This is a genomic window from Streptomyces sp. NPDC006711 (genome assembly GCF_042869775.1).
Classification (GTDB): Bacteria; Actinomycetota; Actinomycetes; order Streptomycetales; family Streptomycetaceae; genus Streptomyces.
The window spans coordinates 256,835-271,388 of the sequence record NZ_JBIAGO010000006.1; the positions used below are offsets into that span (position 1 = coordinate 256,835).

Here is a 14,554-nt window from a genome sequence, read left to right on the forward strand (position 1 = left end):
ATGTTCCGCGCCGCCGTCCGTCCCCCACGAGAGCGAGTCGCCGAAGTGTCCCGTGCCACCCCCCTCGCCCCAGCGGGCGCCCCCGAGGCCGAACGCGCGGGACCCGCCCTCGAACTCCTGGTCCACGGCGTCGGGGGCACCACCCCGCAGAAGATGCTCGGCGACCCGCGCACCGTGCGCGTCACCGGCGACGACACCGCGGCCATCTACCGGTGCGCCACGGATCTGGACGCCGAGGCGCACCCCGAGCGCCACCAGGGCCGGCCGGTGCCCGAGGCGTACGTCTGGTGCAACCTGACCTCGGGCAACAGCGCCCGCGCCCTGTGGCTGCTCCTGCTGCCCTTCATGGTGATCAACCTCGCCCACTGGATGCGGCCGCCCGCGCCGCGCTCACCGCGCACGATCCGCCTGTACGGGCTGCTCGTGCGGCTCGTCGCGCTCAGCCTGACCGTGCTGCTGGTGGCCGCCGCCTGCGAGGTCGCGCTCGATCTCGGGGCGTGGCAGTGCGCGGGAACGGCCGGGTGCTCCCGCTCCTGGTACTGGCTCGGCTTCACCTCGGTGGCCCACCACGGCTGGTGGTCGCAGCCGGGCCGGCGCCTCGCACTCGCGGCCCTGGTCCCCACGGCCCTGGTCGCCCTGCTGTGGTACCTGTCCAACCGCACCTGGAGCGCGTACGAATCGCAAGCGCCCCTGAGCGCGACACCCGCCGAGGACCCCCGGGCACCCCAACCCGCCTTCGCCAGGCCCGGGTTCTGGTACGGCAGGCGCCTGGTGGCCCGGTTGCGCGCGGCCCACACCGCGGCCGGATTCCTGACCGTCGCGGCGAGCGTGACGCTCGCGGCCGTCCGCCACGACCGCGCCGGCGGCGCGCTCCTCGCCGTGCCGGGACTCCTGCTCGTATGTGCCCTCGTCCTCGCGGGCCTGGTCGTCGTGGGCGTGGTGTGCCGCCGGGGGCGCAGCGAATCGCGCCGCGACGAACGGCTCGATGGGGCCGTCACCTCCTGGCTGCCGCTGTCCACGCTCACCCTGCTGCTGCTCGCCCTGCTGTACGCGTCCTGGGGCCGGCCCGGCTGGGTCTCGGCCGGCACCCTGCCGGGCGGCCGCGCCTTCGGCCTCCTCGCCCTGGCGCAGACGGCGTTGGTGGTGGCGCTCGCCGTCGTGGCCGGGCGGCTGCGCCGCCGCGCGCCGGGCGAGCGCACCGCCCTGCGCGGACTCGGCGGCCCCGCCGTCGCGATGCTCGCCTGCGCGCTCGGCGGCGTGATGACCGGCGGCGTCGCCCAGCGGGTCGCCGACTGGCTCGACCGCGGCGCCACCCCGGGCATGGACCGCTCGGCCTACCACGGCCCGCCGCCACTGCTGACCTGGCAGGCCTCGGTGATCCCGGCCCTGTTCGTCCTGCTCCTGCCCGTGGCGCTGTACTTCGCCGTACGCACCTGGCGCAGCGCACGCGCCGACGAACCCCGCGTCATGGCCGACTACCCCACCGAGCGGCCCGACACCGCCCGCACCCGCCGCATCGCCACCGCCCGCGCGATGGCCACACTCACCGACCACACCCCGCTCTTCGTCGGCATCGTCGCCGGAGCGTCACTGCTGCTCGGCGCCGGGGCCCTGGCGGGCGCCTGGTGGACCGGGCAGGTGCCGGCCAGGGCGGCCGACGCCGCGCCCGACCCGCTCGCCCTGGGCGCCGACGCCGCCCAGTCGCTCGGATCCTGGTGCACCGGCTTCGGGTTCCTGCTCTTCGTCACCTGGGGACGGCGCGCCTACAAGGACGCCGCGGCCCGCCGCACCGTCGGCATCCTGTGGGACGTCGGCACGTTCTGGCCGCGCGCCGCCCACCCCTTCGCGCCGCCCTGCTACGCCGAGCGGGCCGTCCCGGACCTGGCCTGGCGGATGAACACCTGGACCGACGCCACCGGCGGCCGCCTCGTGATCTCCGGCCACTCCCAGGGCAGCGTCCTTGCCGCCGCCGCCGTGTGGCAACTGCCCGCCGCCACCCGGCGCCGGGTGGCCCTGCTCACCTACGGCTGCCCCGTGGAGCGGCTCTACGGGCGCTGGTTCCCCGCCTACTTCGGGCCCGCGCCGCTCGAAGCCCTGCACCGGGAGGTGCGCTGCTGGCGCAACCTGTGGCGGGCCACCGACCCGATCGGAGGACCCGTGCGCACCGGCGGCGACGTCGACCGGGGCCCCCTGCTCGACCCGGTCGCCTACGGGCGTACCGCTCAGCACCCGCTGCCCGCGCCGGTCCTGGGACACTCCGACTACCGGGCCGACCCGGCGTTCGCCCGTGAAAGGGCCCTGCTGCTGGCCGAGTTGGCGTCCGCGCTGCCGAACCAGCGGACGGATCAGAGCAGTTCGGGCAGATCGTCCGGGTAGAGCAGCGTCAGGTCGTCGGTGCTGGCGTCGGCGAGCTGGGCCACCCGGCCCGCGTGGCGCTCCACCATCGACTCGAAGGTCTGGCGCGCGGTCCGCCCATTGCCGAACGCGACGCCCCTGGGCAGCGCCGTGAAGTACTTCAGCAGGCACTCGGCGGTCCCGGCGCCGAGCCGGTACTCGTGCTCGTCGGCCTGCTGCTCCACGATGCGCAGCAATTCCTCGGCGGTGTAGTCGGGGAACCTGATGGTCCGTGAGAAACGGGACGCCACCCCGGGGTTGACGCTGAGGAAGCGCTCCATCTCGGCGGTGTAGCCGGCCACGATGACGACCACCGCCTCCCGGTGGTCCTCCATCAGCTTCACCAGCGTGTCGATCGCCTCCCGGCCGAAGTCGCGTCCGGAGTCCTCGGGGGACAGGGCGTACGCCTCGTCGATGAACAGCACGCCGCCGCGCGCCCGCTCGAAGGCCTCCTGGGTGCGGATCGCGGTGGAGCCGATGTGCTCGCCCACCAGATCCACCCGGGACACCTCGACCAGATGGCCGCGCTCCAGGACGCCGAGCGAGGCCAGGATCTCGCCGTACAGGCGCGCCACCGTGGTCTTGCCGGTGCCGGGGGAGCCGGTGAAGACCAGATGGCGCCGGACGGAGGCCGCCTTGAGCCCGGCCTGCCGGCGCCTGCGACCCACCTCGATCATGTCGGTCAGCGCCCGGACCTCGCGTTTGACGCTCTCCAGGCCGACCAGCGTGTCCAGTTCACCGAGCACGGCGCCCGAACCGCGCGGGGGCTCGGCCGCGGGCTCCGCCGGCACCGGCTCGACGGCGCGGGGGCCGGGGACGCCGGTGAGCAGCCCCACCGTCTGGTTAGCGCTCCGCATGGCGGCGGGCTCCGGGGCGGGGGACCGGGCGCCGCTCTCGTCGCTTGTGCAGTCCTCGACGACGGCGCCGTCCTCGGAGAACTCATAGCCCCGGCGCGCGCACCGCTCGGTGCGGCAGCGCGTCAGCGTCGTACGGCAGCCGTCGATGACATGGAAGCCGAAGCCGCCGCTGCCGGTGACGCGGCAGGCGTGGAAGGTGCCCCGGCCCTGCGCCGAGACGTAGAAGCCGGCCTCGGCGGGCGAGGTGACCGTGACGCGCTCGATGCGGGGGTCGGCGCCCTTGGTGACGATGACGCCGGTCTGGGCGCCGTCGATGGTGCAGCCCGCCAGCGTGCCGCCGCTGCCGTGGTCGCGGAACCAGGCACCCGTGGAGGCCTGGCTGATGCGGCAGTCGTCGAGCTGCGCGGTCGCCCCGTCGCTCACCGACACAGCGGTGTTGCGCACCTGGGTGAGGTCGCTGTCGACGACATCGGCACGCGAACCCCGGTCGAGCACGAAGATCGCGTCCGGTACGTCATGGACGCGGCAGCCCTCCAGGACCGCTGCCGCGCCGTCGCTGACCCACACCGCCGGGTAGTCGCCCGTACTGTCGTGGATCTCGCACTGGTTGGCGTCGACGCGGGTGCCCGGGTCCCACACCGACAGGCCGTTGCGCCCGAAGCGGCGCACCTTGGTCCGGGTCAGGGTGAGCACCGAACGCGACCGCAGGTCGATCGCGTTCTCCGGGATGTCGTGGATGTCGCAGTCGGCGAGCGTGAGCACCGCGTCGGTGTCCAGGGTGACGCCGTCGGCCGAGGTGCGGTGCACCGTGCAGTCGGTGAGGTGGGCGAAGGCGCGCGAGACGATGTGTACGCCGGCGCCCTTGATCTCGTACACCTCGCAGCCCAGCGCCTCCATTCCCGAGCCCTCGCCGCTCACCGAGAGCCCCGCGCCGCTGGCATGGTGCACCCGGCACCGCTCGAGGCGGGGGTGGCCGCCCCCGTGCACCGAGACCCCCGACTGCCCGGCCGCCACGACCTCGCACTCCTCGAACACGCCGCCCGCGCCGTCGAAGACGCCGATGCCGACGCCGCCGGGGTTGTCCACCGTGCAGCGCCGCACGGTCGGCCGGGCACCGCCGCGCACCTCGATGCCGACGGCCGAACGCGTCACCACCCGCAGGTCGACGAGTTCGGGCGCGCCGTCCTCCACCAGGAGCGCGGGCGCCGCGGCGTCCTGGCCCTCCAGGTACAGGTCCCGCACGGTCGCCGACGCGCACACCGTCAGCGCCACGCCGTCGGCCGGCGCGATCCGGACCGAGCCGACCGCGCCCTCGGGCCCGCGCAGCGTCACACAGCGCCGCAGCACCAGGTTCTCGCGGTAGGTGCCCGGGGCGATGGTCAGGACGTCGCCGTCGCCCGCGGCTTCCAGGGCCGCGGCCAAAGAGGCGTACTCACCCGTGCGGCGGCGCCACCGCGACGTGCCCGTGTGCGTCACCTGGACCGTGCCCTGAGCCATGGTGCTGTCGTGCCCCCACCTCGTGCGTGCGATCTCGCACACACCTCGACCGTGACCTCGCATGTGCGCCTGATGGTCCACCGTAGCGCGCGCCGGGCCGGTGAGTTGACCGGTCAGCTGCCCGCGCCCGTGCGGCCCCAGTCCGGACCGTACCGGGCCCACGCGCGGTCCAGGCGCGCGTACCGCCGGCGTATCAGGCGCCATACGGTCAGCCGCCGTAGCGCCTCGATGAGCGCGGCGGCCGTCGCGGCCGCGCAGATCCCCGCGAACACCGCGTGCGTGCGGGCCGCGGCCAGGGGCATCGGGCGCGGCACCGGGCGCCCGTGGTCGTCGGTCCATATCGCGAAGGCCGCGCCCGCCCCGGGGGAGCTCAGGGGCGCGGCGAGCGTGCCGCTGTGGGAACTCCCGTCGTACGCCCGCCAGTTGGCCACCACCTTGGCGCGGGCGACCCGGTCCGTCGTGCCGTCCGGCCCGGTGAGCGGCGCCTGGCGCCCGGCCCGGCGCACCACCACGGCCGACGTGGCGTGCCGGTGCAGACGCTGCTCTGCGACGGTCCCGCGCAGCGTCGTGTCCGTACGCGCGCCGCACAGGGCGCCCACCGCCGGCGCGGCGCACACCATCAGGACGAGCGCCACGAGCGCCAGCCACGCCTCCACGACATCGCTCGCGCGGCGCAGCGGGTTGTGCCGCCAGCGCCACACGCCCACCACCGCTCGCACGGCACCCGCCCCCTTCCGCCTCCATGCCCGCCCCGTGGGGACGGACGCGCCGGGCGGAACGGTCAGGGACCTGGTGCGCCCGGCTCGTCCTGTCCAACGCGGCTGACACCCACAGGAGTTCCCGGGCGGCGCGGACCTATGCGAGGACCTTCACCGGGTCGCCCACGTGCACGGTGCCGGTGTTCTCCGGGATCACCAGGACGCCGAACGCCAGCGCCCGGCCGATCCTGCGGTGCCGGGCCAGGCTGCGCAGCGGTTCCTTGCCGCGCTCCGCCGTGGCCTGGTCGGTGGTGGTGATGACGCACCGGCCGCACGGCTTGGCGACCCGGAAGGAGACCTCGCCGACACGGATCCGCGACCAGGTGTCCTCGGCCCACGGCTCGGTGCCGGCCAGGACGAGATTGGGCCGGAAACGATTCATGGGCAGCGGTCCCTCGGCCGCCCGGTCGCCCCGGGCGATCAGGTCGTTGAGGGCGTCGAGTGAGGCGAGGGTGGCGATCTGGAGCGGGAAACCGTCGGCGAAGCTGACCGTCTCGCCGTTCGGCGCGTACGCGGCATTGATGGGCCGGCGGCTGGCCGGGTCGTCGAGATGCATCAGCCGCACCTCGGCGTCGAGATGGGCGCTGAACCACCGGTGTGCCTCGTCGTCGGCGGCCACCGCCTCGAACTCGACGCCGAACAGCGAGACCTTCTCGGCGACCGCGTCCCGGGGCGGCTCCACGACGAGATCGTCGCGCCCCGGCGATGAGAGCCGCACGCCCCCGCCCGGCAGTGTGGCGGCACTGCTCAGGGCCAGGGCGGGCCGCTCCCGTTGAGTGACGGCCACGCCCTGGGCGTCCACCAGCATCCAGCGACGGTCCCCGGCGAGCCCCCAAGGCTCGACCTCCGCCCGCGTACTGTCGTATCCCCCGACCGACTTGACGGGATGGATGTGGATCCCGTGGACGACCGCCTCAAGTCCCTTGCTCATGGCCCCATCGTGCCAGCCGTCCCGGACAGGTGTCCGGGCGGCCCGGTCCGGCCTCGATCAGTAGCCGGTGCCCTGGTAGGGCCGGTTGTACGGATCCTCGTACGGGGCCGGCGCGGGCCGGGGCGCGGCGGGGCGCATGGCCTCGTACCCGGTCCCGGGAGCCTGGCGCTGCGGGGCCTGCTGCTGCCCCTGGTAGCCACGCGGCGCCGAGGGCTGCTGCGGGATGTAGGGCGTGCCGGCGTGCTGGAGCGGAACGGGCTGCGGCATCTGCTGCTGGTAGCCGTACGACGAGGCGTAGGACGGGCTCTGCTGCGAGGGGGCGGCCGGCAGGGCGGGCAGGGCCGACGGGAGCGCCGGCAGGTGGTTGCTGCCGGTGTCATAGAGGGAAGGCACTCGGATCGGGGCGATCTGAGGCGTACCCCGTTCTGCGACGAGGGAGTCGTAGATGGGGGTGTCCGGGAAGAACGGCGCGGAGTAGTAACCGCCGCCATAGGTGGAGCGGGGGGAGGTCATGGCACATAAGTTAAGCCCACGATGTGGTCATTGGGGAGTCCCAATCTCGGGGACATCCGTTTTAAGCCGGTTTTCACCCTATGACCTGCCGAAACATCATCAATGAAGCGTTTGTCGGCGGGGGTTCCCGACGGCCTCGGGGCGTCTCACCCGAAGTGGCGCGACGGCTACCAACCGCTACCTCGGCCCGGTCCTCGCGACGCTTCGGCGAGCGGTGGGGAACACGGGTGCCCCGGCCCCTCAGAGCTCCAACAGGGGTGCCAGCGCCTGGAGTTGGCGCCGGATGTCGTCCAGGGGCTCGGTGCGGGCGCGGTCGAGGACGAGGTAGATGAAGATGCCGCCCTCGCGCAGCCGCGGCAGCGGCCGGATCATGTGCAGCTCGGTGCCGAGCGTGATGAGGATGTCCTCGACGCTGTCCGGGGCGTATCCCAGGAGCTCAAGGGTGTAGAGCTTGGCGCGCATGACGTCGCTGTCCCCGTACGCGACCTTGTCCATGTCGAGCCCGCTGCCCCGGTCCATCGATCCCAGGACTCTGCGCTGCTTGAAATCGACGATCGCGACGCCGGTGGCCCCGCCGATCGTCAGGGCCTTCTCCAGCGCGGTGTGGAGCCTGTCCATCGGGAACGCCTTCCTTCGAGCGGAGCGGGAGAGGGCACGACGGCCCCCCAGGGTTCTTCCCGGCTGCCCGGAGTCGGCACGCTAGCGGACGTCGGGGCCGCCGGGCGAGGCGCTGCCCCCTTCGGCGACCTCGAAACGTGACCGTTCGGGGCCCTTGCGGCCCCACAACTCCCTCTTTGCGCAAGGATGTTGACTGGCCCCGTGGAGTCGCGACCCCGTGGACTCGCGACCCCGTGGAGTCGCGGCCTCGTGACCTCGCGCGGCGCCGGGTCCGGGGCCGCGGTCGGTCCTCGAAGTGCGCGGTCAGTCCTCGAAGTAGGCGTCGAGCACCGCGTCGAGCTGGTCTCCCCAGGCGGCGAGCTCCGCCCGGTCGGCGGCCCGGACGTCATGGGAGAAGCGCCGGGGCGCCGAGGTGTACACGGCGATCTCGAACCGCCGGGTCAAGCGCGGTGTGCGGTACTCGACCGCGCTGAGCTCGTCCCAGCGGAACTCGGCTTCCTCGTCGCCCAGTTGGAGCCGGATGCCGCGGTGGTCCGCGACGATCGAGCCCTGATGGTCCGACATCGCGCAGGAGGGGCCGACGGCGGCGTCCGCCTCCGGTGCGGCGCCGTCATCCGGCGCGGAGCCGTCGTCGGACGCGACGGAGGAGCCCTCTGCCCGCGGGTCCGCCGCGCCCTCGGCACGGGCCTCTTCGACGGCGTCCTGCGCGGCGTCCTCGTCGCGCGTCTTCGGTGCATCGAGGGAGGCCGCGTCCAGCGCGCGCTCCTTCTCGGCCGCCGGGACGGGTGCCGGCAGGAGACCGGGGACGTATGCGGGGTCCGTCGCGGCACCGGCCAGGGGCATGTACTGGTGTTCTGATCGCTGCTCCACGGGCGCAAGTATGGCCGAAGATCCTGTGAACGTGCTGGTGGTGGCGAGCGTCTTTCGGGCGGTGCGACGGTGAACTTCCCCCCGCGCGGGCGCCGTCCGCGCGCCTGGCCCGGGTCGCGCGCGCGAGGCCGCCGCCCGCTCTGTCGGTGAGGTGTGGGCCCGCGCGGGTGGTCTGTCGGACGTCTGTCGGCGGAGGCTGCGACGTTGAAGACGCGTCCGGCGCTCGTCGTCGGCGCCGTCCCTCGACACCCCATCCCAAGGAGCCCGTCGCCATGTCTCGCGCACCCCGGAGCACCACCCCCGTATCGCGGAGCACCACCACCACATTCCGGAGCGCCCCCCTATCCCGGAGCGTCCCGTGGGACGTGCACCGTCTCCCGGCCGCACCGGGGAGCAACTTCCTTGTCACCGGCGGCAATGCCGGGATCGGGTACTTCGTCGCGGAACAGCTCGCCGCCACCGGCGCTCTGGTCGTCCTCGGCTGCCGGGACGCCGCGAAGGCCGACGCCGCCCAGGCCTCGATCCGCTCACGCGTTCCCGGCGCGCGCCTGCGGCACCTGCCCCTGGACCTGGCCGACCTGTCGTCCCTGACGACCGCCGTGCGCGGGCTCGACCTCGGCCATCTCGACGCGGTGGTCCACAACGCGGGCGTCGCCTTCGACGACCCGCCGCGCCGCGAGACCGGCGACGGTCACGAGGTGATGTTCGCCGTCAATCACCTCGGCCACTTCGCGCTCACCCAGCGGCTCGCCCCGCTGCTGTCCGCGGCGCCCGCGGGCCGCGTCGTGACGGTGGGAAGCTTCGCCGCCCGCTCCGAACGTCTCGACCTGGACGACCTCCAGTCGGCCCGTGACTACCGGCCCAAGCGCACCTATGGCCGGTCCAAGCTGGCGCAGATGTCCTTCGGCTTCGAACTCGACCGGCGGCTGCGGGCCCAGGGCGCCACGGTGCGCAGCGTGGTCGCCCACCCCGGCGGCGCGCTTGACTCGCTCACGCCCTCCCGCCCGGCCATCCGCGCGAGCACGCCCGGCGAGCGCCTGCGCGCCCTGCCGGCCGGGCTGGTGGTGCAGGGCAAGGAGGCGGGGGCGTGGCCCATCGTGCGCGCCGTGCTCGACGCGGAGGTGGAGGGCGGGCAGCTGTGGGGGCCGAGGGTCTTCGGACTGCGGGGCGCGCCGAGGCGCGAGCCCGTGCCCTCGCACATGGCCGATCCCGCCGTCGCCGCTCGGCTGTGGGACGCGAGTGTGTACCTGGCAGGCGTCGACCAGGAGCTCGGCTTCTCCTCGGCGGGGCGCCGGTTTTCCTAGGCGGCGCGCCACTTCTCCTGAAAGCAGGGCGCCGCTTTTCCTGGTCGTGGCGCCGCCTTCCACCGCACCGGTGGCGCGTCTCGACATTCAACCCGACTGGCCCCGGTTTCACCCTCCAAATAGCGCGACTAGTCCTTTTGGTCTCCTATTGGACTGTATGTGCGTATCTCAAGACGCACCGTGACAGCCGGAAGTCGCTGGCGTCGCGTCGAGGCACAACAAAGGAACCGTGATGTCATCCGATCAGAGCCCCTCTCAGGACGAGCAGATCCCCATAGGTCCGGGCGGCGAACCCAGATGGCTGCTGCTCCGCACCGTGGCCACTTCGCGCCCCATGCGTGAGGTCGTCGCTCTCGTACACCTCCTCAACCAGGCCGGTGAGTACCCGAGGCCGGGTGATCAGGCGCTGCGCCTGGCCGCCGTCACCCGCTCCATCAACGAGGTCCACCAGCTGATCGCCCTGCTGCGCGAGCCCCCCGGCACCGCCGAGGACGCCGGCACGGTGCTTCAGGCGGCCGCGGCGGAGCGGCCCATCGAGGACGTGGCGGAACTGATCACCAGCTTCGCTCCGGGCGAAGGCGAAGCCCGGGCGCCGGACGCGTCCCCGGCGAGCGGGCGGGAGCGGACGGCCAGGGAGGCGTCCGTCGCGCCCGAGGCATTCGCGGGACCGGACGCCGTCGAGCAGCCCGTCCCGGACGCGGCGGTGGCCGCACCGCAGGAGGCCGCGCCGCCCGTCCTGGCCGACATGGCCAAGGCGCCGACGGGGCGGAAGGCCGCCGTGCCGCCCATGCCGGACGCCGCTCCGGCCCCGGTCCGGGTGCCGCGTGCCTCCGGGACCGCGCCGGCCGAGCAGGCCACCGCGAAGCGGTCCCCCTCGGTGCCCGTGCGCTCCGTCCTGCGGTGGCCCGCGGCCGTCGCCCTGCTGGTGATCGGCGCGATCCACCTGCCGACCGGCCTCAGGGACCTGCGCGTAGGCGACCTGGCGGCCGGCGCGTCCCTCGGCATCGCCGTCGTCTGTCTCACCCTGGCGTGCCTGCTGCCGCTGTACGACCCGCTGTGGGCCTGGATGGCGGGTGCGGCGGCCGCGCTCGGCATCGTCGCAGTCCACTCGCTGGCCAGAGGGCTCAACTCGGCGCACCTGCTCAGGGACAGCCTGGGCAGCACGTTCAGTGGTGCCACCCGGCTCATGGTGCTCTGCGCGGTCATCGCCGCGGCGCTCGCCGCGACCGTCCTGACCCGTAGATCCAAGGCGGGCACGGCCAACGAGACCTGAGTGGGGTCCCGTGCGCAAGCCACCCGAACTCCCGTCCGGCGACGGGTGGTTCGGGGGCGGCCCAGCCCACGCGCCGGCACCGCCCGCCCCGCTCCGGCGAGGAAGGCGGGCCGGCCGCGGCGCGCGTACCGGCGCGGGAGCGACCCCGAGGGGTAGGGTCCTTGGCCATCCGGGAGCACAGTGAGGGATGGGGGAGAGCATGTCCATGCTTAAAGGAGCCAATGTCGCGGTGGCGGCGCCCTCCGTCCGGGTCGAACTGGCCTGGCACTCGGGCCCCGGCGTCCCCGATGTCGACGCGTCGGCCCTCCTGCTGACCGGCGGCCGGGTCCGCTCCGACGCCGACTTCGTCTTCTACAACCAGCCCGCGCACTCCTCCGGCGCCGTACGCCACGAAGGCAAGCGCTCGGAGCCCGACGCGGTGAGGGACACCCTGCTCGTCGACCTCGCGCGGGTGGAGCCGGGCGTCGAGCGCGTGGTGCTGGCCGCGTCCGCCGAGGGCGGCACCTTCGGCCGGGTCCCCGGGCTCGGCATCCGCGTCCTGGACGCGGTCACCGGCGCCGAGCTCGCCCGCTTCGACAGCCAGGACGCCACGGTGGAGACCGCGTTCATCCTCGGTGAGCTCTACCGCCGCCAGGGCGCTTGGAAGTTCCGCGCCGTGGGACAGGGGTATGACAGCGGCCTCGAAGGCCTGGCGACGGACTTCGGCATCTCCGTCGACAAGCCGCGGCAACCGTCGGCCGCGCCCACGGCCCCCGCCACACCCCCGGGCACACCCGCCACACCCGCCACCCCCGTCGCGCAGGTGCCGGCCGCGCCCACGGCCCCCGTACGCCTGTCCAAGGTCACCCTCACCAAGGAAGCCCCCCGGGTCTCACTCGCCAAGCAGGGCGGCTCGTCCGGGGCGATGCGGGTCAACCTCAACTGGCAGACGCGCAAACAATTCAGCGGCTGGGCAAGCAAGTCGGGGCGCGCCGCCGCCCACCACGCGGACCTCGATCTCGACCTCTGCGCCCTGTACGAGCTGGCGGACGGACGCAAGGGGGTCGTCCAGGCCCTGGGCAACGCCTTCGGCGCGCTCCACCAGCCGCCGTACATCCACCTCGACGGCGACGACCGCACCGGCGCCGTGGAATCCGGCGAGAACCTGACCGTCAACCTCGACCAGAAGGACAAGTTCCGCCGGCTCCTGATCTTCGTCACCATCTACGAGGGCGCCCGCAGCTTCGCCGACCTGCACGCCACGGTGACCCTCCAGCCGCAGTTCGGCGCGCCCGTCGAGTTCGTTCTCGACGAGTGCGCCGTGCCCTCCACCGTCTGCGCGCTCGCCTTGATCACCAACGACGGCGGCGACCTGATCGTGCAGCGCGAGGCCCGCTATCTGGTGCCCGCGCGCGGCGTCAGCCCCCAGCGCACCGTCGACCAGACCTACGGCTGGGGCATGAACTGGACGCCGGGACGCAAGTGACTCAGGACTGCTCGGGGGCCGTCTCGGGGCGGGCGTAGGTACGTCCCTTCCAGGCCGCGCCCCGGCCCCGGTAGTGCAGCACCGCCGAGTCGACGGTCATCAGCAGATACAGGAACGCGGTGAACGGCAGCGTCGGGGCGAGCCAGAGCGGCTGGCGGTAGTAGCGCAGCATCGGCAGATACGTCCCGGACATCACCAGCCACGCGAGCCCGCCCGCCCCCGCGGCCCGCCGACCGCCGCCCGCCAGACCCACCACGCAGGTCAGCGGCGGCGCCAGATACACCAGGGCGAGCCCGACGACCGTCCCGAGCAGCACGAACGGGTTGTGCCGCAGCTGGGCGTACGCGCTCCGCGAGACCATCCGCCACAGGTCCCCCAGACGCGGATAGGGCCGCACGCTGTCCACCCGGTCCGCCAGACCGAGCCAGACCCGCCCGCCCGACCGGCGCACCGCGCGCGCCACCGACACGTCGTCGATCACCGCCTGGCGCACCGCCTCGGGAACGCGCGCCCGTTCGGCGGTCTCGGTGCGCACCAGCACACAGCCGCCGGCCGCAGCCGTAGCCCGGGGCCGCGCCGCGTTGATCCAGCGGAACGGATACAACTGCGCGAAGAAGTAGACGAACGCCGGGACGATCAGCCGCTCCCAGCCGCTCGCCACCCTCAGCCGGGCCATCTGCGACACCAGGTCGAAGCCGCCCCCGCGAGCCGCCGCGACCAGCTCGCGCAGGCTGTCCGGCGCGTGCGCGATGTCGGCGTCGGTGAGCAGCAGATACTCGGGCCCGCGCTCCCGGGCGAGCGCCATGCCGTGGCGCAGCGCCCACAGTTTGCCCGTCCAGCCCGCCTCGGGCTCACCGGGGGAGACGACGTTCAGGGGCAGGCCGCCATGGCGCTCGGCTAGGGCGCGGGCCAGCGTGCCCGTACCGTCCGAACTGCCGTCGTCCACCAGGAAGATCTCCGCGTGACCGGGATAGTCCTGCGTGAGCAGGGACGGCAGGCTCAGCGGCAGCACCTCCGCCTCGTCCCGCGCGGGCACCACCACCGCGACGTCGGGCCACACGTCGAGTTCCGCGCGCGGCGGCAGACGCTGGTCGGTACGCCAGAAGAAGCCCTGCCCGAGCAGCAGCCAGAGCCAGACGACCAGGGACACCAGGGCGATCCATACGAGGGCGCTCACCCGCCGCAGTCTGCCCCACGGCCCGTGCCCGGCACGGGACCTCAGCCGAAACGGCGGGAGCCGTCGACTATGGTGACCGGGTGAAGATCGCGCTCATGGACTCCGGAATCGGCCTGCTCGCCGCGGCCGCCGCGGTGCGTCGGCTCCGCCCCGACGCCGACATCGTGATCTCGTGCGACCCCGACGGCATGCCGTGGGGCCCGCGCACCCCCGACAACATCAGGGAGCGCGCTCTCGACGTGGCCGGGGCCGCCGCGGCCCTGGCGCCGGACGCCCTGATCATCGCCTGCAACACCGCCTCCGTCCACGCGCTGCCCGCGATCCGCGCGGCCCTGGAACCGCAGGTCCCCGTGATCGGCACCGTGCCCGCGATCAAGCCGGCCGCCGCAGGCGGGGAGCCCTTCGCGATCTGGGCGACCCCGGCCACCACCGGCAGCCCCTATCAGCGCGGTCTGATCCGCGAGTTCGCCGACGGGGTGCCGGTCACGGAGGTGCCCTGTCCCGGTCTCGCCGAGGCGGTCGAGCACGCCGACGACGCCGCCATCGACGCCGCCATCGCCGCGGCCGCCGCGCTCACCCCGCCTGGCGTAAGGACCGTCGTCCTGGGCTGCACCCATTACGAACTGGTCGCCGAACGCATCCGTACGGCCCTGCGTCCCGACGGCGGCCCGCTCACTTTCTTCGGCAGCGCCCAGGCGGTGGCCGCCCAGGCGCTGCGCCGCGCGGGCATCGCGGCCGCACCCGACGCGGCGCAGGTCGGGGGCCTGACCGTAGTGCTCAGCGGCCGCACAGGCGCCCTTCCCGACGTGGCGCTCGCCTACCCCGAAGGGCGCCTGCTCCAGGCCGTGAGCCCCGCTCACTGAGCGCGAGCGGTGCCGCCCCGACGGAACGTGAGTA

12 protein-coding genes are annotated in these 14,554 nt (G+C 73.8%); 5 read left to right on the forward strand and 7 right to left on the reverse strand.

The features are described from left to right. Positions 1 to 45 precede the first annotated feature (45 nt). Positions 46 to 2,376, forward strand: a complete 2,331-nt coding sequence (locus tag ACFYM2_RS15755; RefSeq protein ID WP_358995729.1) for a hypothetical protein — start codon at positions 46 to 48, stop codon at positions 2,374 to 2,376. Here ACFYM2_RS15755 and ACFYM2_RS15760 read toward each other — a convergent pair. From ACFYM2_RS15760 to ACFYM2_RS15785, 6 genes are all read right to left on the reverse strand, one after another. After that, on the reverse strand, positions 2,346 to 4,748 hold the full coding sequence (locus ACFYM2_RS15760) for a right-handed parallel beta-helix repeat-containing protein (RefSeq protein ID WP_388836571.1): 2,403 nt from the start codon (positions 4,746 to 4,748) through the stop codon (positions 2,346 to 2,348). The genes ACFYM2_RS15755 and ACFYM2_RS15760 overlap by 31 nt on opposite strands. Positions 4,749 to 4,861: 113 nt before the next feature. Continuing rightward, on the reverse strand, positions 4,862 to 5,467 hold the full coding sequence (locus ACFYM2_RS15765; protein WP_388836574.1) for a hypothetical protein: 606 nt from the start codon (positions 5,465 to 5,467) through the stop codon (positions 4,862 to 4,864). Positions 5,468 to 5,603: 136 nt separating this feature from the next. Continuing rightward, positions 5,604 to 6,437, reverse strand: a complete 834-nt coding sequence (locus tag ACFYM2_RS15770; RefSeq protein WP_358995737.1) for an MOSC N-terminal beta barrel domain-containing protein — start codon at positions 6,435 to 6,437, stop codon at positions 5,604 to 5,606. Positions 6,438 to 6,494: 57 nt separating this feature from the next. Next, positions 6,495 to 6,950 carry a DUF6643 family protein gene (locus ACFYM2_RS15775; RefSeq protein WP_358995740.1) on the reverse strand — a complete coding sequence of 152 codons (456 nt, stop codon included), beginning with the start codon at positions 6,948 to 6,950 and terminating at the stop codon, positions 6,495 to 6,497. Between the two features lie 240 nt (positions 6,951 to 7,190). Next, a complete protein-coding gene (locus ACFYM2_RS15780) occupies positions 7,191 to 7,568 on the reverse strand; it encodes a hypothetical protein (protein ID WP_388456838.1) in 378 nt (125 codons plus the stop codon). Positions 7,569 to 7,871: 303 nt separating this feature from the next. Beyond that, the gene (locus ACFYM2_RS15785; protein ID WP_388836577.1) at positions 7,872 to 8,438 is read right to left on the reverse strand and encodes a hypothetical protein; all 567 of its coding nucleotides are present in this window, start codon (positions 8,436 to 8,438) and stop codon (positions 7,872 to 7,874) included. A gap of 272 nt (positions 8,439 to 8,710) precedes the next feature. Between ACFYM2_RS15785 and ACFYM2_RS15790 the strand changes: the two genes are divergently transcribed. From ACFYM2_RS15790 to ACFYM2_RS15800, 3 genes are all read left to right on the forward strand, one after another. After that, on the forward strand, positions 8,711 to 9,742 hold the full coding sequence (locus ACFYM2_RS15790; RefSeq protein ID WP_388836580.1) for an SDR family NAD(P)-dependent oxidoreductase: 1,032 nt from the start codon (positions 8,711 to 8,713) through the stop codon (positions 9,740 to 9,742). Between the two features lie 232 nt (positions 9,743 to 9,974). Beyond that, entirely contained in the window at positions 9,975 to 11,015 is a 1,041-nt protein-coding gene (locus tag ACFYM2_RS15795) for a hypothetical protein (RefSeq protein ID WP_388836583.1), read from the forward strand. 199 nt (positions 11,016 to 11,214) lie between these two features. Continuing rightward, the gene (locus tag ACFYM2_RS15800; protein ID WP_358995755.1) at positions 11,215 to 12,480 is read left to right on the forward strand and encodes a TerD family protein; all 1,266 of its coding nucleotides are present in this window, start codon (positions 11,215 to 11,217) and stop codon (positions 12,478 to 12,480) included. Between the two features lies 1 nt (position 12,481). Here ACFYM2_RS15800 and ACFYM2_RS15805 read toward each other — a convergent pair whose 3' ends face one another. Beyond that, positions 12,482 to 13,657 carry a glycosyltransferase gene (locus ACFYM2_RS15805; protein WP_358995758.1) on the reverse strand — a complete coding sequence of 392 codons (1,176 nt, stop codon included), beginning with the start codon at positions 13,655 to 13,657 and terminating at the stop codon, positions 12,482 to 12,484. An 80-nt stretch (positions 13,658 to 13,737) separates the two neighbouring features. Between ACFYM2_RS15805 and ACFYM2_RS15810 the strand changes: the two genes are divergently transcribed. Beyond that, positions 13,738 to 14,520 carry an aspartate/glutamate racemase family protein gene (locus tag ACFYM2_RS15810; RefSeq protein ID WP_358995761.1) on the forward strand — a complete coding sequence of 261 codons (783 nt, stop codon included), beginning with the start codon at positions 13,738 to 13,740 and terminating at the stop codon, positions 14,518 to 14,520. The last annotated feature ends 34 nt before the right edge of the window (positions 14,521 to 14,554 follow it).